The organism is Streptomyces pseudovenezuelae, assembly GCF_029892565.1.
GTDB classification, from domain to species: domain Bacteria; phylum Actinomycetota; class Actinomycetes; order Streptomycetales; family Streptomycetaceae; genus Streptomyces; species Streptomyces pseudovenezuelae_A.
In genome coordinates this window covers 141682-162731 of record NZ_JARXVH010000011.1, presented here as the reverse complement: position 1 = coordinate 162731, position 21050 = coordinate 141682, and the positions used below count along the sequence as shown (strand labels likewise).

20 protein-coding genes are annotated in these 21050 nt (G+C 72.3%); 10 read left to right on the top strand and 10 right to left on the bottom strand.

Annotated elements, in window-relative coordinates:
- The first annotated feature begins 17 nt into the window (after positions 1-17).
- Positions 18-1256, top strand: a complete 1239-nt coding sequence (locus tag M2283_RS31800) for an ROK family protein (RefSeq protein ID WP_280879900.1) — start codon at positions 18-20, stop codon at positions 1254-1256.
- Between the two features lie 24 nt (positions 1257-1280).
- On the top strand, positions 1281-1736 hold the full coding sequence (locus M2283_RS31795; RefSeq protein ID WP_280879899.1) for an RpiB/LacA/LacB family sugar-phosphate isomerase: 456 nt from the start codon (positions 1281-1283) through the stop codon (positions 1734-1736).
- A 1-nt stretch (position 1737) separates the two neighbouring features.
- On the opposite strand, the gene ilvY is transcribed toward M2283_RS31795, so the two are convergent.
- Positions 1738-2607, bottom strand: coding sequence for an HTH-type transcriptional activator IlvY (ilvY, locus tag M2283_RS31790; RefSeq protein WP_280879898.1), 870 nt, complete (start codon positions 2605-2607; stop codon positions 1738-1740).
- A gap of 88 nt (positions 2608-2695) precedes the next feature.
- Between ilvY and M2283_RS31785 the strand changes: the two genes are divergently transcribed.
- From M2283_RS31785 to M2283_RS31775, 3 genes are all read left to right on the top strand, one after another.
- A complete protein-coding gene (locus tag M2283_RS31785) occupies positions 2696-4162 on the top strand; it encodes a ketol-acid reductoisomerase (RefSeq protein WP_280879897.1) in 1467 nt (488 codons plus the stop codon).
- Positions 4163-4293: 131 nt separating this feature from the next.
- Complete coding sequence (locus M2283_RS31780) at positions 4294-4752, top strand: hypothetical protein (protein ID WP_280879896.1); 459 nt, start codon at positions 4294-4296, stop codon at positions 4750-4752.
- A 1-nt stretch (position 4753) separates the two neighbouring features.
- Positions 4754-5227 (top strand): pyridoxamine 5'-phosphate oxidase family protein, encoded by a 474-nt coding sequence (locus tag M2283_RS31775; RefSeq protein ID WP_280879895.1) that lies wholly within the window; start codon positions 4754-4756, stop codon positions 5225-5227.
- 25 nt (positions 5228-5252) lie between these two features.
- Here M2283_RS31775 and M2283_RS31770 read toward each other — a convergent pair whose 3' ends face one another.
- From M2283_RS31770 to M2283_RS31760, 3 genes are read right to left on the bottom strand one after another with little or no spacing between them, the layout of a single operon-like run.
- Complete coding sequence (locus M2283_RS31770; RefSeq protein WP_280879894.1) at positions 5253-6161, bottom strand: phosphotriesterase family protein; 909 nt, start codon at positions 6159-6161, stop codon at positions 5253-5255.
- Positions 6158-6742 (bottom strand): DUF4865 family protein, encoded by a 585-nt coding sequence (locus M2283_RS31765; RefSeq protein WP_280879893.1) that lies wholly within the window; start codon positions 6740-6742, stop codon positions 6158-6160. The genes M2283_RS31770 and M2283_RS31765 overlap by 4 nt, the downstream gene beginning before the upstream one ends.
- Positions 6743-6753: 11 nt before the next feature.
- The gene (locus tag M2283_RS31760) at positions 6754-7311 is read right to left on the bottom strand and encodes a TetR/AcrR family transcriptional regulator (protein ID WP_280879892.1); all 558 of its coding nucleotides are present in this window, start codon (positions 7309-7311) and stop codon (positions 6754-6756) included.
- Positions 7312-7503: 192 nt separating this feature from the next.
- On the opposite strand from M2283_RS31760, the gene M2283_RS31755 reads away from it, so the two are divergent.
- From M2283_RS31755 to M2283_RS31745, 3 genes are read left to right on the top strand one after another with little or no spacing between them, the layout of a single operon-like run.
- Positions 7504-7800 carry an SHOCT domain-containing protein gene (locus M2283_RS31755; RefSeq protein WP_280879891.1) on the top strand — a complete coding sequence of 99 codons (297 nt, stop codon included), beginning with the start codon at positions 7504-7506 and terminating at the stop codon, positions 7798-7800.
- Positions 7797-8549, top strand: a complete 753-nt coding sequence (locus M2283_RS31750; protein WP_280879890.1) for an ABC transporter ATP-binding protein — start codon at positions 7797-7799, stop codon at positions 8547-8549. Before M2283_RS31755 ends, M2283_RS31750 begins: the two co-directional genes overlap by 4 nt.
- Positions 8546-11107 (top strand): ABC transporter permease, encoded by a 2562-nt coding sequence (locus M2283_RS31745; RefSeq protein ID WP_280879889.1) that lies wholly within the window; start codon positions 8546-8548, stop codon positions 11105-11107. The genes M2283_RS31750 and M2283_RS31745 overlap by 4 nt, the downstream gene beginning before the upstream one ends.
- Before the next feature lie 51 nt (positions 11108-11158).
- On the opposite strand, the gene M2283_RS31740 is transcribed toward M2283_RS31745, so the two are convergent.
- On the bottom strand, positions 11159-11689 hold the full coding sequence (locus tag M2283_RS31740) for an ATP-binding protein (protein ID WP_280879888.1): 531 nt from the start codon (positions 11687-11689) through the stop codon (positions 11159-11161).
- A 228-nt stretch (positions 11690-11917) separates the two neighbouring features.
- Entirely contained in the window at positions 11918-12241 is a 324-nt protein-coding gene (locus M2283_RS31735; RefSeq protein WP_280879887.1) for a hypothetical protein, read from the bottom strand.
- Positions 12242-12587: 346 nt separating this feature from the next.
- Here M2283_RS31735 and M2283_RS31730 point away from each other — a divergent pair, with 346 nt between their 5' ends.
- Positions 12588-13712 (top strand): PLP-dependent cysteine synthase family protein, encoded by a 1125-nt coding sequence (locus M2283_RS31730; RefSeq protein WP_280879886.1) that lies wholly within the window; start codon positions 12588-12590, stop codon positions 13710-13712.
- A gap of 3 nt (positions 13713-13715) precedes the next feature.
- On the opposite strand, the gene M2283_RS31725 is transcribed toward M2283_RS31730, so the two are convergent.
- Positions 13716-14186, bottom strand: coding sequence for an SRPBCC family protein (locus M2283_RS31725; protein WP_280879885.1), 471 nt, complete (start codon positions 14184-14186; stop codon positions 13716-13718).
- Between the two features lie 131 nt (positions 14187-14317).
- Positions 14318-15136 carry a DeoR/GlpR family DNA-binding transcription regulator gene (locus M2283_RS31720; protein ID WP_280879884.1) on the bottom strand — a complete coding sequence of 273 codons (819 nt, stop codon included), beginning with the start codon at positions 15134-15136 and terminating at the stop codon, positions 14318-14320.
- 401 nt (positions 15137-15537) lie between these two features.
- On the opposite strand from M2283_RS31720, the gene M2283_RS31715 reads away from it, so the two are divergent.
- Positions 15538-17805 (top strand): hypothetical protein, encoded by a 2268-nt coding sequence (locus M2283_RS31715; RefSeq protein ID WP_432423154.1) that lies wholly within the window; start codon positions 15538-15540, stop codon positions 17803-17805.
- On the opposite strand, the gene M2283_RS31710 is transcribed toward M2283_RS31715, so the two are convergent.
- Both M2283_RS31710 and M2283_RS31705 read right to left on the bottom strand, forming a co-directional pair.
- A complete protein-coding gene (locus M2283_RS31710; RefSeq protein ID WP_280879883.1) occupies positions 17775-20201 on the bottom strand; it encodes a right-handed parallel beta-helix repeat-containing protein in 2427 nt (808 codons plus the stop codon). The two genes, M2283_RS31715 and M2283_RS31710, sit on opposite strands and share 31 nt — an antisense overlap.
- 108 nt (positions 20202-20309) lie before the next feature.
- Positions 20310-20915, bottom strand: a complete 606-nt coding sequence (locus tag M2283_RS31705) for an Rv1733c family protein (RefSeq protein WP_280879882.1) — start codon at positions 20913-20915, stop codon at positions 20310-20312.
- Positions 20916-21050 lie beyond the last annotated feature (135 nt).

The window sequence follows — 21050 nt, the reverse complement described above, 5'->3', positions numbered from 1 at the left end:
ATGGGAGACTCGCCTTCATGAGCGGCAAGGCTGACCCCCGGCCGGCGGGGGAAGGGACCACCTCGAGAGCGCGGTTGGACCGCGGGCGCGGTGCGCTCGGGCCTGCGCTGGAGCTCGTACACACCGGGCGTGCGCCGACCAGGGCGGTGCTCACCGCCGAGCTGGGCGTGACGCGGGCGACGGCCGGCGCGGTCGCCGCGGAGCTGGAGGCGCTCGGGCTGATCCGGGTCGATGCCCGGCCCGGTGCGGCGGCCGGTTCGCAGGGCCGACCCTCGCACCGGCTCGCCGTCGCGGACGACGGGCCCGTCGCGCTGGCCGCGCAGGTGCACGCCGACGGGTTCCGAGCGGCCCTGGTCGGCCTCGGCGGCCGGATCGTCGCCACCGCGCCCGGCTGCGAGACCGTCGACGCCGACCCGGCCAAGGTGCTCGGCTCGGTAGTGGAGGCGGGCGCCGAACTGCTGCGCGAGACGGGCCTGCGATGCGTCGGCGCGGGTCTCGCCGTGCCCTCGGCGGTCGCCGAACCGGAGGGCCTGGCCCTCAACCCGCTGCACCTGGCCTGGCCCGCGGGCGCACCCGTGCGCCGGATCTTCGCGGAGTGCGTGCACGCCGCGGGCATCACCGGACCGGCGTTCGCGGGCAACGACGTGAACCTGGCCGCGCTCGCCGAACACCGGCACGGAGCGGGCCGCGGCGCCCGGGACCTGCTCTGCGTGGCCACCGGGCACCGGGGTGTGGGCGGGGCGCTGGTGCTGGACGGCCGTCTGCACACGGGCAGTTCGGGCCTGGCCCTGGAGGTCGGCCACCTCACCGTCAATCCCGAGGGCCGCCCCTGCCACTGCGGCAGCCGCGGCTGCCTCGACGTCGAGGCCGACCCGCTGGCCTTCCTCACCGCCGCCGACCGCGACCCCGGCCCCGTGGTGTCGCTCCTCCAGCAGGCCATCGACCTGATCAGCAACCACTACGACGACCCGTCGATCCGCACGGCCACCGAGACCCTCATCGACCGCCTCGGCCTCGGCCTCGCCGGCCTGGTGAACATCCTCAACCCCGACCGCATCATCCTCGGCGGCCTGCACCGCACGCTCCTGGACGCCGACCCCGAGCGGCTGCGCGCGGTCGTCGCCGACCGCAGCCTGTGGGGCCAGAGCGGCGGCGTCCCCATCCTGCCCTGCACCCTCGACCACAACAGCCTTGTCGGAGCGGCCGAGTTGGCCTGGCAGCCGGTCCTGGACGACCCGCTGGGAGCCCTTGCCTAGGGCCGGTCGCGTAGGCTCCGGGGCATGCGGATCTCCGTTTCCTCGGACATGGACGAACCCGTGGCCCGCGCCCTCGTCGCGGAGCTGCGCAAGCGCGGGCACGAGGTGGTGGCCCACGGGGCACTGGCCCCCGGGGACGACCCGCAGTGGGCCGCGTGCTCGTCGGCCGCCGCCCAGGACGTCGCCGCCGGGACCTCCGACCAGGCCGTCGTGTGCTGCTGGACCGGCACCGGCGCGTCCATCGCCGCGAACAAGGTGCCGGGCGTACGGGCGGCCCTGTGCACGGACGCCTACACGGCGGACGGCGCCCGCCGCTGGAACGACGCCAACGTGCTGGCGCTCAGCCTGCGCCTGACGTCCGAACCGCTGCTCGGGGAGATCCTCGACGCCTGGTTCGCCGGCCAGGCGAGCGAGGACACCGAGGACCGGCGGAACGTGGAGCGCGTCGAGCGGCTCGACCTGGGCAGGGCCACGCCCTGAGTCACCGGCGCAAAGTCACCGGCACGGGCACGGGCATCCACAGGGCCGCCACCGACGGCCGCCGCAGATCCGCCCTCCGCACGCACAGCCCGATCGGGAACGGCTCCGGTGCCGGATCGGCGGGCAGCACCGCCAGCCGGTCCCGCACCGCACTGTGGTCGAGTACGAGCCGGGGGACCACGCCCGTGCCGCAGCCCAGCGCGACCAGCGTCAGCAGCCCCTCGTGGCCGTCCGGCTCGCACGCCACCTCGGGCGTTCTGCCACGGGCACGGAACCACCGGTCGGCCGCGTCGCGCACCAGGCCGCGGTGGGGCAGGACGAAAGGCCCGTCGAGACCGGGGTCCGGCCGGTCCCGGGCCGTGACGAGGACCAGCTCGGTCACCGCCACCGTGCGGCTCACCAGCGCCTCCGGCAGCCGCGCCGGGATCCCCGCGACGGCCGCGTCCACCTCACCCTCGTCCAGCCGGGCCAGGGCGGCCGCCGCGTCGCCGGTCCGCAGGTCGAGCCGGACCTGCGGGTGGGCGGCCCGGAACGGCGCCAACAGGTCGGGCAGCAGCGCCTGGCAGGCGGTCACCGTGGCGAACACCGCGAGACGGCCGGTGAGTTCGGCCGGCGCGGGATGCTCCTCGCGGTAGGAGCGCCACAACTCCAGTGCCTGGACGGCGTATTCGCGATACCGGTGACCCTCGGCGGTCAGCGACACCCCGCGCGGTCCCCGCTCGAACAGCCGATGACCCAGGTCCGCCTCCAGCCGCTGCACCGTGCGCGTGAGCGTGGCCGGACTGACATGGCAGTCGAGGCTCGTCCGCCCGAAATTCAGGGTCTGCGCCAGATGCAGGAAGAGACGCAGCTCCTGATGATCGTCCCGCATCCCCTGACCTCGCCGTTTCACCTCACGCAACGACGCGCTGCACAAGTTGCGCTTGCTGCAACACCTGCCCGGAGCCTACAACTCGACCATGACCACCACGTACACCTCCCACGTCTTCCCCCTCGAAACGATGGACGTGCCCGGAGGCACGGAGACCGTTCTGCGCGGCGGACGGCACCTCTTCCCGCTGCTCCCTCAGGCCTTCGCCGGGGTTCGCCGCGTCGGCGTCCTCGGCTGGGGTCCGCAGGGCCGCGCCCAGGCGCTCAACCTCAGGGACTCGCTGGCCGGTACGGACATCCAGGTGGCCGTCGGACTGCGCCCGGGCTCCGCGTCGGCCGCCGACGCACGGACCCAGGGCTTCACCGAGGAGGACGGCACGCTCGGCGACTGGCTCGCCGTCGCCGCCGACAGCGACCTCGTCGTCCTGCTGATCGCGGATGCCGCGCTCGCGGCGCACCATGAGGAGATCTTCGCCGTCCTCAAGCCCGGGGCCGTGATCGGTCTCTCGCACGGCTTCCTGCTCGGCCATCTCCGGGTGACGGGCGGGGAGTTCCCGCCCGGACACGGGGTGATCGCCGTGTGCCCCAAGGGCATGGGCGACTCGGTACGGCGGCTGTACCGGCAGGGCGAGGAGATCAACGGCGCCGGCATCAACAGCAGCTTCGCCGTGCAGGCCGACCCCGACGGACGCGCCACGGACCTCGCGCTCGGCTGGTCGGTGGCGCTCGGCTCGCCGTACACCTTCCGGACCACCCTCGACAGCGAGTACCGCTCGGACATCGTCGGCGAACGCGCCATCCTCCTCGGCGCCGTCCACGGCATCGTCGAGAGCCTCTACACCCGCTGCCGCCTCGCCGGGGACGACCCCGTCACCGCCTACGAGCGCTCCTGCGAGAACATCACCGGCCCGATCGCCCGCACCATCTCCCACCGGGGCCTGCGCGCCGTACGCGAGAACCTCGACCCGGCCGGCCGTGACGTCTTCGACCGCGCCTACACGGCCACGTACGGTCCGGCCCGCGAGATCATCGCCGAGATCTACGACGAGGTCGCCGACGGCACCGAACTGCGCAGCGTGATCCTCGCCGAACGCCGGCTCGGCAACCGTCCGATGAGCGCGATCGGCGGCTCCCCGATGTGGTCCGTGAGCGACCGGGCGCACGCCCGCCGTGCCGAACACGACGTGCCCGTCGACCCGTTCACCGCCGGCGTGTTCGTCGCCACCATGACCGCCCAGATCGACGAGTTCGCCGAACGCGGCCACCCTTGGTCGGAGATCGTCAACGAGTCCGTCATCGAGGCCGTCGACTCCCTGCTGCCCTACATGCACGCACGGAACGTGGCCTTCATGGTCGACAACTGCTCCCGCACGGCCCGCCTCGGCACCCGCCGCTGGGGCCCCCGCTTCCAGGCTGCCTTCGAGCAGATCGCCTACCCGGCGGCCGAACTCCCCGCGGACGAAGCCCTGTTGACGGCCTTCGACACCCACCCGGCCCACGAGGCCCTGTCGGCGGCGGCGAAGCTGCGGCCGTCGGTGGACATCTCCGTGGCGTAGGTGTTCGGTCCCGCACGCCTCCCTCTCCACCGGCGCCACACACCGGCACCGATGAGTTTCGCTCGCAGCCGCCGTCCTACACGTGACGAGCGCGGACGATCGATGCGATCAAGGAGAGGGAGGTGTGCGCGGTGAACGGACCGGCACGGCAGGAGGCTCTGACGCGATTGGACGTCCTGGTCGGCGAGTGGGAAATCGAAGCGGACTTCCCCGGCCGAACGGCGCCCAGGGGCCGCAGCGTGTTCGAGTGGACCCTGGACGGACGATTCCTCGTGCAGCGCAGCGAGGTGCCGGTCGCCGAGGCGCCGGACACCATGTCCGTCATCGCGGCCGACCCGGAGACCGACGGATACACACAGCACTACTTCGACAGCCGCGGTGTTGTCCGGGTGTACGCGATGACCTTCGTCGACGGGCTGTGGCAACTGGTGCGGGAGACCCCGGACTTCACACCTCTGTCGTTCCGCCAGCGGTTCACCGGGCAGTTCAGCGCCGACGGCAACACCATCCGTGGCGCATGGGAGACCGCGAAGGACACCTCGGCCCCCTGGGAGCACGACTTCGCCCTCACCTACCACCGGAGCCGCTGACATGCCCGCCACCGCAACGCCCGCAGAGATCGCGCGCGGCATCGTCGAGAAGAGCCTGTACATGGTGCTGGCCACGGCCGACCAGGACGGACGGCCGTGGAGCACGCCCGTCTACTTCGCGCACGTGGACTGGCGGGAGTTCATCTGGGTCTCCTCACCGCAGGCCACGCACTCCCACAACATCGCGGTACGCCCCGAGGTGGGCATCGCGGTCTTCGACTCCTCGGCCCCGATCGGCACCGGTCAGGGCGCGTACATGTCCGCCGTCGCCGCGCAGGTGGTGGACGAGTCCGAGATCGAGCGCGCGATCGACGTCTTCTCCCAACGCTCGGTCCACCACGGCGGTTTGGTCTGGACAGCGGCCGACATGGGGGAAGCCTTCGGGCTCACGCTGTACCGCGCGGTCGCCGACGCCCACTGGATCCTGGCCAAGGACGGCACCCCGGACCACCGCATCCCGGCCCACCTCACCTGACCCCGGCAGCTGTCCCCGCCGGCACTCACCGCCACTCGACGGCGAAGGCACCGGCCGGGTTCTCCGTCAGAATCCGGTTCGTCAGGTCCTCACCCAGATCCAGCACGAGGCGCGGTCGTACCCGCCTCAGCAGATACGGCATCCCCGGCCCGCCGTCGACCGACCGCGCCCCGGCGACCACCGTGTCCCCACCGAGCAGCAGCCGGTCGCCGAATCCGGCCTCGGCGAGGGCCCGTACGGCGTCCGGCATACGCCAGTCGGTCGCGTGATGGCTGCGGGACGGGCCGTCGAAGGCCAGCCAGCAGCCGGACTCGGCGGCCCGGCGCTGGACCACGAGATCGGGGGAGCGGTTGAGGTGGCCGAGGATCACCCGGTGCGGCGGCACGCCCAACTCCCCGCAGAGCAGGTCGAGTACGTCGAGCGCGCCCGTGCCCAGCTCCAGGTGAACGGCGATGGGCGCGTCCGTCGCACGCTGGGCCTCGGCCGCCGCCGTCATGGTCCAGCGAGCGTGCGCGTCGAGCGCGTGGAAGCCGCCGGCCACCTTGATCAGCCCCGCCCGCACCCCCGACGTGCCGATGCCGTCGGTGAGTTCGGCGACGAAGACGTCGGCCAGCTTCCCGCGCAGCGCCTTCAGCAGCTCCGGCGCGTAGTGCGCGGCCTGGTGCAACCCCGTCGCGCAGACGATGTGCACCCCGGCGGCCCGGGACAGCTGTGGCAGGTCGGCGACCCGCCGCCCCATCCCGTACGGCGTCCACTGCACGACAGCCGACCCACCGGCCGCGCGGAACGCCTCCAACTCGTCCCGCGCCGCGGCGCCGTCGTTCAGCTCCTGACCGGGCAACTGCGGGCTGCTGAGGAACAGATGGTCGTGCGCGTCGCACACACCAAGGCGCCCCGGATCCACATCCCCGAGAACCGTACGGACCGTGCTCACCACTGCCGCCCGCCCGGTAGCCGGTCCCGACCCGGCGCCGACAGGTGCAGCACCTCGAACACGTCCCCCTCGGCCTTGGGCGCGTCGTGCTCCCAGAGCGAGAAGTGCACCGACTCCCAGCGGCCCGTGTCGACGGCCGTCGCCGCGAGCACCGCCCCGTCAGCACCGGCCAACCGCTCCGTCTCCCGCACCGCGTCCGCCATGACCTCCGCCAACTCCACGCCCTCCGGCACCGGTTGACGCCGTCGCACGGCGAACCGCGCGGGTGAGTCGGCGGCGCCGCCCTCCTCGTACGCCAGACCGGTCCACTGTCGGATCGACGGCCGCCCGAAGTCGTTGCTGAGCCCCTGGAAGGCGCCTCCCCAGAGGAAGGTGTTCATGCCCTCCACGGTGTTCCAGAGGTAGAACGGCGCGTACTGGTTGACCGGCGAGCCGTTCACCCCGCGCTCGCGCACGAGATACGCCTTGATGCCGAGGCCGTCCCAGTCGTCGAGGAGATGGCCTATGCGGGCGACCCGGTCGCGGATGACGGCCATGTCGTAGTCGGCGGGCAGGGTCAACTCGTACTGCATGGCGTGCATCGGATGCCTTCCTATCGCGGTGCGAGCAGGGAGAGCAGGCCTCGGACGGCGGTGTCGAAGGCGGCGGGGTTACCGGAGGCGCGGGCGAGGACATAACCGCCCTGCACGGTCGCGAGGACGGTCGCGGCGATCTCCTCGCCGTCCAGCGATGGCGCGAACTGCCCCTGCTCCTTGCCCTCTTCGACGATCCCGGCGAGCCGCTCCCGGATCAGGTCGAGCGTCTCGTCCACCGGTGCGCGCAGCTCGTCGCTGGCGATGACGTCCGGGTCCATCGTGAGACGCCCGATCGGACAGCCGCGCAGCACGTCACGCTCGCGGCGCAGATATGCCGCGATCCGCTCGTACGGCGTCCCCGGACCGTCGAGTACTCCCTCGGCGGTAGCCCGCAACTCCTCGGCCGTCCGCCGGATCGCAGCCAGGGCGAGGTCCGGCTTCCCCTTGAAGTGGTGGTACATGCTGCCCTGTCCGGCGCCCGCGCGCTCCAGGATCGCCTTGGGGCTGGTGCCCACGTAACCGCGCTCCCACAGCAGCTCACGGGTGGACTCGATCAGTCGCTCCGAGGTGCTCATACACACACTGTACATACCAGTAGGTACAGAATTCCAAGGTTCAGGGAGCAGCGGGAACGAACCGGCGTACTCCCCGGGAGGTACGCCCACTGCCGCTGGCCGTACGACGACCCGGACCCCTCCCCGGAGCCAGTCTCGGTACATCACCGGAAGCCCCCACCGGGGCGCCAGACCTCTTGGAGATGAATCGACATGGAGACCCTTGCGAACTGGAACGGCAACGGACCCGGCCCGTGGATCCTGTTCTTCCCGCTGATCTGGGCGGCCGTCGTGGTCGGCGTCGTCACCCTGCTGCGCCGCACCGTCTGGCGTGGCCGGCGCGGACCGTGGCGCGGCTTCGAGGACACCCGCCCCTCGGGCGACTCGCCCCTCGCCGTGCTGGGCCGTCGCTTCGCGGCCGGTGAGATCGACGAGGACGAGTACTGGCGCCGGCTGTCCGTCCTGGACGAGCAGTTCGGCCGCACGTCGGGCAAGGGCGGTGCCGCATGACCACCGCGACCGCCACGCGGACGGCCGCCCGGGTCGTCGAGGCCGTGAAGGTGTACGGCCGCGGCGACACCGAGGTGAGGGCCCTGGACGGGGTGAGCGTCGACTTCCCGGTCGGTCGCTTCACCGCGATCATGGGGCCCTCGGGCTCCGGCAAGTCCACGCTCATGCACTGCGCGGCCGGCCTCGACACGCTCACCTCCGGCGCCGCGTACATCGGCGACACCGACCTGGGCACGCTGGACGACCGCCGCCTCACCCTCCTGCGCCGCGACCGCGTCGGTTTCGTGTTCCAGGCCTTCAACCTGGTGCCCACGCTCACCGTCGCGGAGAACATCAGGCTGCCCCTCGACCTCGCGGGCGCCGGCAACGGCGACTCGGAGTGGCTCGACGCGCTGATCGACGTCGTCGGCCTGCGAGACCGCCTCCACCACCGGCCCTCCGAACTCTCCGGCGGCCAGCAGCAACGCGTCGCCGTGGCGCGGGCGTTCGCCGGGCAGCCGGACGTCGTCTTCGCCGACGAGCCGACCGGCAACCTCGACTCCCGCGCGGGTGGCGAGGTCCTCGGCCTGCTCGGTCGCGCCGCGCGCCAGACGTCCCGCACGGTCGTCATGGTCACCCACGACCCGGTCGCCGCCGCCCACGCCGACGAGGTTGTCTTCCTCGCCGACGGGTGCTTGGTCGACCGGATGGAATCCCCGACCGCCGACAAGGTCCTGGACCGCATGAAAGCCTTCGAGGTGCCGTCATGAACGCCTCCGTCCGCCTGAGCGTGTCCTCCCTGCGAGCCCACAAGCGGCGCTTCGCCGGCACCTTCCTCGCCGTGTTCCTGGGCGTCGCCTTCCTGGCCGGCACCCTCGTCATGGGTGACACCCTGCGCGCCAGCTTCGACACCATGTTCGGCAACGCGACCAGCGGCACGGACGCCGTGGTCCGCAGCGCCGACGACATCACCACACCGGGCGAGAGCCAGGGCGTACGCCAGCCGGTGGCCACGGACCTCGCCGACACCCTCGCGAAGGTGCCCGGCGTGGCCTCCGCCGAGCCCGAGATCCAGGGCGCCGGCCAGCTCGTCGGCAAGAACGGCAAGGCCATCGGCGGCCAGGGCCCGCCCACCCTCGCCGGCAACTGGATCACCGACCCGAAGCTCAACGCGTACCAACTCGCCGAAGGCCGCGCCCCGCGGAAGTCGGGCGAGGTCGTCGTCAACCGAGGGGCCGCCGACAAGGGCGACCTGAAGATCGGCGACACGACCACCCTGCGCACCCCGGACCCGGTCCAGGTGACCATCGTCGGCCTCGCGACCTTCGGCGGCGAGGACGGCATGGCCCAGGTGACCTTCACCGGCATGACCCGCGCCGACGCCGAGAAGTACCTCACGGCCAGGCCCGGCGAGGCGTCGAGCATCCAGGTGCGGGCAGGGCCCGGAGTGAGCGAGAAGGAACTTGCCGACCGACTGACTCCCGTACTGCCGAAGGGAATTGAGGCCATCACCGGTCAGGAGTCGGCGCAGGAGAACACCGACATGATCTCCAGCCAGTTCCTGACCATCTTCACCACCTTCCTGCTGGTCTTCTCCGGCATCGCCCTGCTCGTGGCGACCTTCTCCATCCACAACACCTTCGCGATCGTCGTCGCCCAACGCACCCGCGAGAACGCCCTGTTGCGCGCCCTGGGTGCCTCCCGCCGCCAGGTCACCGCGTCCACCCTGGTCGAGGCGACCGTCGTGGCCGTGACCGCCTCGGCCGCCGGCCTGGCGGGCGGCATCGGTATCGCGGCCGGGCTGCAGGCGCTGTTCCCGGCGATCGGATTCCCGTTCCCCAAGGGCGACTTGGTGATCAGCGCGCTGTCCATGGCGCTGCCGCTCGCCGTGGGCATCGTGGTCTGCCTCGGCTCCGCCCTCCTCCCCGCCGCCCGCGCCGGACGCACCGCCCCGCTGGCGGCCCTGCGCGAGACCGCCGTCGACTCCTCGGGTGCCTCTCGCGCGCGTGCCGTCGCCGGAGCGGGCCTGGGTGCCCTCGCCGTCGCGGCGACGCTCACCGGCGTCCTGATCTCACCGTCCCTGTGGCTGGCGGGACTTGGCGCCGTACTGGCCCTGGTCGCCTTCGTGGTCCTCGGCCCGGTCGCCTCGTCGACGGCCGTACGCGTCCTGGGTGGTCCTCTCGACAGGCTGCGCGGTGTCACCGGCGGCCTGGCCCGGCGCAACGCCCTGCGCAGCCCCAAGCGGACGGCCGCCACCGCGAGCGCCTTGATGATCGGCGTGGCCGTGGTCGCCCTGTTCACCGTCTTCGGGGCCTCGCTCAAGGCCACCATGGACCAGACCGTGTCCCGTTCGTTCGCGGGCGATGTCGCGGTGAGCACACCGTCGTTCGGCGCCGGCGGCAGCGGACTCAGCCCCCGTCTCGCCGGCGCGGTCCAGCAGCTGCCCGAGGTCGACACGGCCGTGGGCCTGGGCCGCGGGGTCGCCGAAGTCGACGGCAAGGGAAGGGCGTTGACGGTCACCGACCCGACCGCCCTGCGACGCACCTTCGACCTCGGCACGGTCGACGGCTCGATGGGCGCCCTCGGCAGCGACGGCATCGCCATCACCAGGAACGAGGCCGAGAAGCAGCACCTCACCACCGGCGACAAGGCCCAACTCACCTTCACCGACGGCAGGAAGGAGAGCTTCACGGTCCGCGCGGTGTACGGCCAGTCGGAACTCGCCGGCGACTACGTCATCACCCGTGCCGCCTGGGCCCCGCACCGCACCCAGGACTCCGACACCCTGGTCGCCGTCTCCTTCAAGGACGGCGTGAACGCCGACGCGGGCAAGGCGGCCGTACAGAAGGTCGCGGACGGCTACGGCAATCCGGAGGTGCAGACCCGCGACGAGTACGCGCAGTCCTCGGCCGGAGGCATCGACATGATGCTCACCCTGGTCTACGCCCTGCTGGCCCTCGCGGTCCTCATCGCCCTCCTGGGCATCGCCAACACACTGACCCTGGCGATCCACGAACGCACCCGCGAACTGGGCCTGTTGCGAGCCGTCGGCCAGACCCGGTCCCAACTGCGGGCCATGGTCCGCTGGGAGTCGGTCCTGGTGGCAGCCTTCGGCACGGTGGGGGGCCTGGCCCTGGGCGCCTTCCTCGGCTGGGTTCTCGTAGAGGCCTCGGACGGCGCGAGCGACAGCGCTTTCGCCTTCGCGATCCCACCCGTACAGCTGCTGATCGTGGCCCTGGTGGGCCTGGCAGCCGGCGCCCTGGCAGGCTGGCGCCCGGCCAGGAGGGCGGCCCGCCTGGACATACTGCGGGCGATCGCCACGGAGTGACCGAGCGACGGAGCCTGGCGGGGTGAGTGGAGGAGCTACCGGCTCCGCCACTCACCCCGCTACGGCAGACCGAGCGGCAGCATGCCCCGCCCGACGGACATCGACCCCGTGTTCGACGTCCGCAAAACGTTGACCCGGCTTCTCGGTCACCCGTCGCCGCATACGCCCCGGCGTGGCGACCGGCGGCTGCGCGGCGGGCAGGGTGAACCAGACGACCTTGCCCGACTCGCCGTCCGCACGCACCCCCCAGCTCTCGCTCACCGCGGCCACCATGGCGAGCCCGCGCCCGCTGGTGGAGGAGGGGTCCACGTCCCGTACCTCGGGAAGGCGGGGGTCGTGGTCGTGCACCGAGACCGTGAGCCGGTCGAGCAGCAGCTCGATCTCCACGGTGCACAGCTTGTCGGGCTGCGCGTGCCGGTGGACGTTGGTCAACAGCTCGGTCACGCCGAGTGCGGCGTGGTCTATCAAGGGATCCAGATGCCAGTAGCGCAATTGCGCAGAGACGATTCTGCGGACCTGGCCGATCCGCGACGGCAGGGCATGGAGCTCCACCGTGCAGTGCCTGCTTGGGTGACTGATCACGGCTGCGACTCCCCGACTGAGAAGGTCCGGAAGAACACGGAGTTCGGATCCAGCAGGGACCCCGGCAAAAACGGCCGCCTGCTGTCGTGTCCGGCGGGCTGGTTCGCAGCGTTATCGCCGGTAAACCCAGAGTGACGTGAGACCAGCGTGACGCAGGGGGTGCGGTACCGCAACTCGCGGTGGGCCACCCCGCCCTGCCGAGGTCGGCCGGCTGTCCGCCGAGGTGTGTCAGCCGCCGCGCCGCGCGGCCTTGCGCACGGCCTCGATGAACCGGCGGGCCGCGGGCGGCCCCGGTTCGCCGGGGGCGGGATCGTGGTCGCCGAGTGTCAGCAAATACCGCTTGCCGTTGAGGTCCGCGAGCGCCCGGCCGTCCGGCGCGAACCAGGGCTTGGAGGCGCGCACCGCCTGCACCGGTGCGCTGTCGATCTCGCTGCCGTAGCTGGTGAGCAACTCCAGCCGGCCGTCGCTGATCCGGACCTGCCCGGCGCGGGTGAGCGAACGCAGCCGCTTCCCTATCCCCACGCCCTTGGCCGTGAACTCGGGCTCCGCCATGCCGCTCCGCCCCCTCGTGTGCGTCCGGTGCGCCGGACCGTGATCCTGCACGGGTCTTGATCCGGCCGGTGTCGTGATCCAGCTCGTCTCGTGATCCAGTGTGCGCCCCCTTCGATGAAGTCTGCCCGCGCCCGGCGTCGAGCACCAGTGCGCCTGGGCACCGCGACCCCGGCACCCGGAGCACTCGCGCGAATGCGCCCCGTGCGAGGGCGCACTCCTGCCCCAGGGCTGCCTTTGAGCTGCCCAAAGGTGTGTTTATGCAGGTGAGAAGCGTGCGGAAGGTGCCTATGATCGATGTGTCGGCCGCGCGAGGCGCCGTCGGCTCGAAGCATAAGGAGCCCCCGCCGTGACCACCCCACAGCAGACCCGGACCGGCGTGACCCTCGACGTCGACCACAGCGACGCCGCCTACCGCGCCTGGCTGAAAGAGGCGGTCCGCAAGGTCCAGGCGGACGCCAACCGCTCGGCCGACACCCACCTGCTCCGGTTCCCGCTGCCGGATGAGTGGGGCATCGACCTGTACCTGAAGGACGAGTCGACCCACATCACCGGCAGCCTCAAGCACCGACTCGCCCGCTCGCTCTTCCTCTACGGGCTGTGCAACGGCTGGATCCGGCCGGGCCGCCCGGTGATCGAGGCGTCCAGCGGCTCGACGGCCGTCTCCGAGGCGTACTTCGCGGGGCTGATCGGCGTGCCCTTCATCGCCGTCATGCCCCGCACGACGAGCGCCGAGAAGTGCCGGCTCATCGAATTCCACGGCGGGCGGTGCCACTTCGTGGACGACTCGCGCAAAATGTACGAGGCGTCGGCCCGCCTCGCGGCCGAGACCGGCGGCCACTACATGGACCAGTTCACCTACGCGGAACGGGCCACGGACTGGCGCGGCAACAACAACATCGCCGAATCCGTGTTCCGCCAGCTGGAGTTGGAGCGGTTCCCGGAGCCCGCGTGGATCGTGGCCACGGCCGGCACGGGCGGCACCTCCGCGACCATCGCGCGCTACGTCCACTACACCCAGCGCGATACGCGCATCTGTGTGGCCGACCCGGAGAACTCCTGTTTCTTCGAGGGCTGGACCACCGGCGATCCGGACGTCACCTGCGACTGCGGCTCCCGCATCGAGGGCATCGGCCGCCCCCGTATGGAGCCGAGCTTCGTGCCGGGCGCGATCGACCGGATGATGAAGGTCCCGGACGCGGCCAGCGTCGCCGCCGTGCGCGCCCTGGAGCGGGCGATCGGCCGCAAGGCGGGCGGTTCGACCGGCACCGGCCTGTGGAGTTCGCTGAAGATCGTCGCCGAGATGGTGGCCGAGGGCCGCCGGGGGAGCGTGGTGACACTGCTGTGCGACCCGGGCGACCGCTACCTGGACAAGTACTACTCGGACGCGTGGCTGGCCGAGCAGGGCATGGACATCGAGCCGTACGCGACGGCGATCGACTCGCTCCTGAAGACGGGCGTCTGGCCCCGCTGAGGCCTACGAGGCGAGCCGTCGGTCCAGTGAGGTGACCGCGTCCCGGAAAGCGCGCCCGAGAGCCGCCCGTGACCCCTTCAGGACCAGCCGGAGCGGAGCCGACCCGTCCGCGGCGAAGGTCCACCGCACGCGCGTGCCGGTGCCGGCCGGCAGCAGCCGCCACTCCTCGACGAGAGCCCGCAGCCCCGGCGCGTTGCCTGCGTCGACGCGGTAGGCGTACACCTCCGGCTCCTTGGCCGCGAGGATCGTCTCCTCGAAGCGCGTACCGCCCTTGAGCCGTACCTCGCGCCGGGCGCCGTCGTCGAGCGGCCGGGCCCGTTTCACCGCCGAGAACCACTCCGCCCAGCCCGGCACGTCCTCGGCGAGGGCGCGGTACACCGCCTCGGGGGCGGCGGAGATCTCACGGGCGAAGACGAGACGTACGGGCGCGGTCTCGACGAAGTCGAGCCCCACCGGGCGCAGTTGGCGAGCCATGGACGAGAACCCCCTTGGCGGCGGAGGGTGGTTGACCGGGCAGCGTCACGATAGCTGGCGGTCCGTCAGATGTCTGCCCCGCCGGGGGCCCCTCCAGCGGATCATGCCTGCGCCGCGGGCCCGAAACGGGATCAGCTCTCCGGCTCGCCCGCCACCATCAGCCGCCGCAGGTGCTCGGAGATCTCCGCGCGCGCGGAGCCCGGCAGCCCGGCGTCCGTCACCAGCGTGTCGACCTGCTCCAGCGCGGCGAACGAACTCAGGCCCACGACACCCCACTTGGTGTGGTCGGCGACCACCACGACCCGCCGCGCCGACTGCACGAGCCGGCGGTTGGTCTCGGCCTCCGCGAGGTTCGGCGTCGACAGGCCGGCCTCGACCGATATCCCGTGCACGCCGAGGAACAGCACGTCGAAGTGGAGTGCCGCGATCGCCTGGTCGGCCACCGGACCCACCAGAGAGTCGGAGGGCGTGCGCACTCCGCCGGTCAGCACCACGGTGGCCGCGCCCTGCCGGGGACCCGAGGTGCGCTGCGCCGCGTGGAAGACATCGGCGACCCGCACGGAGTTGGTGACCACGGTGAGGTCCGGCACGTCCAGCAGTTGATGGGCCAGGGCGTACGTCGTCGTACCGCCCGACAGCGCTATCGCCGTGCCCGGTGCCACCAGTTGGGCCGCCGAGCGCGCGATGTCCTCCTTGGCCGACAACTCCAGGCCGGACTTGGCCTCGAAGCCGGGCTCGTGGGTGCTCGCCTCCACGACGGGCACCGCGCCGCCGTGCACCTTCTCCAGCACGCCCTGCCGGGCGAGCGCGTCGAGATCGCGGCGGACGGTCATGTCCGACACGCCGAGCTTGCGCGTCAGCTCGTTGACCCGGACCCCGCCCCGGCGCCGAACCTCGTCCAGGATCAGGGCGCGCCGCTGCTCCGCGAGGAGGTTCTGATTCTCACTCACGTACGCTCCGGTCCTTTCGCCAAATGCCGTCCGACACGCCCCGCGCACCCGCTCCGACCACGACGTTCTCCCACACCCCGGTGCGTGGGCGTCCCATCCTCGCACGGGTCGCGGTCACCGGCGCCACCGGTCGCCCGCCGCGCACATGTCACTTACGGCTCACGCGTTCCTCGCTTGTCACACGGATCGGGGAGATTCAGTGACAGGAGGTGTACCGGAGGCCGAAAACGGCCATCCTTATTGCCCGCACGGACAACAGCAGATGGCGCGTCACGGGGGAAGTGCGAACAGTGCAGCGTGCAAAGGAACGTGTACAGGAACGTACTGCGACCAGTGGGCCAGAGCGCCCCGGCGCACAACCGGAAGAGGCCGGAACGGCCCTGGAACTCCTGGTCCACGGCGTGGGCGGCACCACGCCCGAGAAGATGCTCGACGATCCGCGCACGGTGCGGATCAGCGGCGACGGCACGGCGGCCGTCTTCCGGCGCGCCGACGACGTCGACGCGGAGAACCGACCCGACGACCAGCGCGGCGAACCGGTGCCCGAGGCGTACGTCTGGTGCAATCTCACCTCCGGCAACAGCGCCCGCGCCCTGTGGCTCCTGCTGCTGCCGTTCATGGTGGTCAACCTCGCGCACTGGATGCGCCCCACCGCACGGGGCCATCGGCGGTCGGTGCGCCTGTACGGGCTGCTGGTGCGCCTGACCGGACTGACCCTGACGGTGCTGCTGGTCGCGGCCGCCTGCGAGGTCGCGCTCGACCTCGCCGCCTGGCAGTGCGCGGGCACGCACGCGTGCGCCGAGCGCCACACCTGGCTCGGCTTCCTGTCGCCCGACGCCTCGCACCACGGCTGGTGGAGCGACCCCGGCCGCCGGCTCGCCCTCGCGGCCGTCGTGCCGGCCGCGCTCACTTTCCTGCTCTGGTACCTCTCCCGGCGCACTTGGAGCGCCTACGAGTCCCAGCAGCCGATCTCCCGCAAGGCCGAGCCCGAGGAGGAGAGCGACGGCACGGCCCTTGGCCGGCCCGGCTTCTGGTACGGCCGCAGGCTGGTGGCCCGGCTCCGCGCCGCGCACACCGCGGCCGGGCTGCTGACGGTCGCCGCCGCGCTCGCCACGACCGCGGCCCGCTTCGACCGGGACTCCGGCGGCTCCACGTTGCTGGACACGCTGGGCCGGTTCCTCGTCGCGGCGATCCTGATCACCGCCGTCGGCGTGGTGTGGGTGGTGTGCCGTCGCGGCCGCAGCGAGAACTTCATCGACCGGCGCCTCGACGAACACTTGGTACGGCGCCTGCCGCTCGGCGCGCTCGCCCTGCTCGTGCTCTCCGCCGTGTACGCGGGCTGGGCGCGCCCAGGATGGGTCTCCGCCGGCCGTCTGCCCGGTGACACCACCTTCGGCACCATCACCCTCGTCCAGGGCGGCCTGGTGATAGCGCTGGCCGTCGTCGCGCGCGTGCTGCACCGCACGCACCCCGACCCGCGGGCCGCCATGCGCGGCCTGGGCGGACCCGCCGTCGCCATGCTGGCCTGCGCCCTCGGCGGCGTGATGTCCGGCGGGGTCTCCCAGCGGGTCTCCGACTGGCTGGACGGCACCGGCACCTCCATCGCAGGCCCACCGGTGCTGCTGACCTGGCAGGCATCGGTGATCCCCGTACTCATCCTCGTCCTGCTGGTGCTCTGCGGCGGACTCGGATGGCGGGCCTGGCTGCTGCGCCGCGCCGAGATGAGCACCATCGAACTCGACTACGCGGGGGAGCCCAAGGACACCGCGCGCACCCGCAAGATCGCCACCACGCGCGCGATGGCCACGCTCACCGACCGCGGCCCCCTCGTCGTCGCCGTCGTCTCCACCACGACCCTGCTGCTCGGCGCGGGCGCCCTGATCGGCGCGTTCACCACCGACAAGGCACCGGCCCAGGCCGCAGAGCCCTCGTACGCCTTCGTGCACGGCGCCGCCCAGACCGCCCAGGCGCTCGGCTCCTGGCTGATCGGGCTCGGCTTCATACTCTTCGTCACCTGGGGGCGGCGCGCCTACAAGGACGCCTCCGCGCGGCGCACCATCGGCATCCTGTGGGACGTCGGCACCTTCTGGCCGCGCGCCGCCCACCCCTTCGCCCCGCCCTGCTACGCGGAGCGCGCGGTGCCCGACCTGACCTGGCGGATGGCGACCTGGACCCGCGCCACCGGCGGCCGACTCGTCCTCTCGGGCCACTCGCAGGGCAGCGTGCTCGCCGCCGCGGCGGCCTGGCAGCTCAAACCCGCCGTCCGCAAGCGGGTCGCCCTGCTGACCTACGGCTCACCGCTGGAGCGCCTCTACGGCCGCTGGTTCCCGGCCCACTTCGGACCGGCCGCGCTCAGCTCCCTGCACCAGGACGTCGACTGCTGGCGCAACCTCTACCGGCTCACCGACCCCATCGGCGGCCCCGTCGGCCTGCCCGGCGACTGCGGCCCCGAAGTGGACCGCGGCCCACTGAAGGACCCGCTCGGCTACGGCCGCACCGCACTGCACCCGCTGCCCGCGCCCGTCCTGGGCCACTCCGACTACCAGGCGGACCCGGTGTTCGCCGAGGAGCGGGAGCGGCTCCTCGCCCGGCTCAGGCCCGATCTGCCGACCCCGCGCCCTGAGGCCGGGGCTCCGTCTCAGGCCGACTCGGGCAGGTCCTCGGCGTAGAGGAGCGTCAGGTCGTCCGTGCTCGGCTCGGCGAGCTGGGCGACCCGGCTCGCGTGCCGCTCGACCATGCCCTCGAAGGTCTGGCGGGCGGTACGGCCGTTACCGAACGCCGGGCCCTTCGGGATCGCCGTGAAGTACTTCAGCAGCGCCTCCGAAGCGCCCTCCGCCAGCCGGTACTCGTGCTCCTCGGTCTGCTGCTCCACGATCCGCAGCAGCTCCTCGGGGCCGTAGTCGCCGAAGGTGATGGTCCGCGAGAACCGCGACGCCACACCGGGGTTGACGGACAGGAACCGCTCCATCTCCGCCGTGTAGCCCGCGACGATCACCACGACGGCGTCCCGGTGGTCCTCCATCAGCTTCACCAGCGTGTCGATGGCCTCCCGCCCGAAGTCCCGGCCGGAGTCCTCCGGGGACAGCGCGTACGCCTCGTCGATGAACAGCACACCGCCGCGCGCCCGGTCGAAAGCCTCCTGGGTGCGGATCGCCGTCGAGCCGATGTGCTCGCCTACCAGGTCGACGCGGGACACCTCGACCAGGTGACCCTTCTCCAGCACACCGAGGGAGGCCAGGATCTCGCCGTAGAGCCGGGCGACCGTCGTCTTGCCGGTGCCGGGGGAGCCGGTGAAGACCAGGTGGCGCTTGACCGAGGCCGCCTTGAGGCCCGCCTCCTGGCGGCGCCGGCCGACCTCGATCATGTCGGTGAGCGCCCGCACCTCGCGCTTGACGCTCTCCAGGCCCACCAGCGCGTCGAGTTCACCCATCACGGACTGCGAGGACCGCGCGGGTTGCTCCGGCTCCGTGGTGGCGGTGATCAGGGGCTCCTGCTCGCCGGCACGCTGTCCGGGGATGGCGCCGAGCAGACCTGAGGACTGGCCCGCGCCCTCCACGGCCGTCTCGCGCAGGCTCGCGCTCTCGTCGCTGGTGCAGTCCTCCACGACGGGACCCGCGCCGGCGCCGGCGTCCGGGCCGGCGTCCGCGAACTCGTATCCACCGCGCGCGCAGCGCTCCGTGCGGCACTTGCGCAGTGTCGCGCGGCAGCCGTCTATGACATGGAAGCCGTAGCCGCCGCTGCCCGTCACCCGACAGTTGAGGAAGCTGCCGCGCCCGCCCGCCGACACGTAGAAGCCCGCCTCGGCGGGCGAGTCGACCGTGCACCGCTCGATGGTGGGGTCGGCGCCCTTGGTGACGATCACGCCGGTCTGGGTGCCGACCACGGTGCAGTTGTTGAGCGTGCCGCCGCTGCCGTGGTCGCGGAACCAGGCGCCCGTCGCGGCGTCCCGGATCCGGCAGTCGTCGAGCTGCGCGGTGGCGCCGTCGCTCACCGACACGGCCGTGTTGCGCACTTGGGAGAGGTCGCTGTCGACGACGTCCGCGCGTGAGCCGCGGTCCAGGACGAACAGCGCGTCGGGTACGTCGTGCACCCGGCAGGAGTCCAGTACGGCGGTGGCGCCGTCGCTGACCCAGACGGCCGGGTAGTCGCCGGTGCTGTCGAAGATCTCGCACTGGTTGGCGTCCACGCGCGTGCCCGGGTCCCACACCGACAGGCCGTTGCGCCCGAACTGACGCACCGTCGTGCGGGTCAGCGTGAGCACCGAGCGGGAGCGCAGGTCGACCGCGTTCTCCGGGATGTCGTGGATACGGCAGTCGGCAAGCGTCAACACCGCGTCCGTGTCGAGCGAGACGCCGTCCCCCGTGGTGCGGTGCACATCGCAGTCCGTGAGGTGCGCGGTGGCGCGGCCGGTGACCTGGACGCCGCTGCCCCGGACCTCGTAGATCTCACAACCCACCGCTTCCAGCGCGGAGTTCTCCCCGGTCGCCGCCAGGCCCGAGCCCGAGGCGTGGTGGATCCGGCAGCGCTCCAGGCGCGGGTGCCCGCCGCCGCGGACCGAGACGCCCGCCTGACCGGCGGAGACGACCTCGCACTCCTCGAACACCCCGCCCCCGCCGTCGAGTACGGCGATGCCGACGCCGGCCGGGTTGTCGACCGTGCAGCGGCGCACGGTCGGGCGGGCGCCGCCGCGCACCTCGATGCCGGCGGCGGAGCGCGTGACGATCCGGACGTCCGTCAGCTCGGGGGTGCCCTCCTCGACGAGCAGGGCGGGAGAGGCCGCGTCCTGGCCCTCCACGTGCAGGTCCTGCACCACGGCCGAGGCACGCACGGTCAGCGGCACCCCGTCCAGGGGCGCGATCCGCACCGAGCCGGGGGAGCCCTCGGGGCCGCGCAGGGTCACCGACCGCTGGACGACGAGGTTCTCCCGGTAGGTGCCGGGGGCGACGGTGAGCACGTCCCCGTCGGCCGCGGCCTCCAGGGCGGCGGCGAGCGACGCGTACTCACCCGTGCGGCGCCGCCACCTCGATGTACCGGTGTGCGTCACCTGGACCGTGCCCTGTGCCATGGCGTTGCTGTGCCCCCACCTCGTGGTACGCGGGTTGATGCCGACAACGTTCGGCCGGTCCACCGTAGCGTGCGTGCGGCCGGTGGGTTGACCAGTGCCGGAATGCCGTCAACTGCCGGTGCCGGTCCGGCCCCAGTCCGGGCCCGCCCGGTCCCAGGCCTGGTCCCAACGGGCGTACCGGCGACGGACCATGCGCCACACGACCACCCGCCGGACCGCCTCGACCAGACCCGCGGTGAACATGGCGGCGCCGAACCCGGCGAGGACCGCGTGTGTCGTCGCCGTCGCGGAGTCCAGGGGGCGGGCCGTCGGCCGGCCGTGCGCGTCGGTCCATATCCCGAAGTGGTCGCCGCGGTGCGGGACTTTGAGGTTCGCCAGGGCCGCCCCGTGCTGGGCGGTGCCGTCCGGGCCGGTCCAGTCGGCGATGACGCTGCTGCGCACGTCGCGCGACGAGGAGGTCTCGGGATCCGTGTCCATCGGCGAGCGGTTCAGCTCGCGCACCACCGTGGCCGTGACCAGGTGCCGGGCCTTGCGCTGGTCCCGCACGGACTGCTGCAGGGCGTCCTGGGCGACACCGCCGGCGAGGGTGCCGACCACGGGCGCGACGAGCAGGATCAACAGCAGGGCCACCAACGCCAGCCAGGCCTCGACCAGATCGGTCGTGCGGCGCAGCGGATTGTGCCGCCAGCGCCAGAGCCCACCGAGTGTCCGCACCGTCCGCACCCCCTTCCCGCTCCGTGATAACTCCGTCGACCGCCGTTCACGCGCGGACCCGGTCAAAGAGAGAGCGAAATCACCTGCGACCGGGGACCTCTCATGAACTTCTTACGCATCCCCAACGCGCCGGGC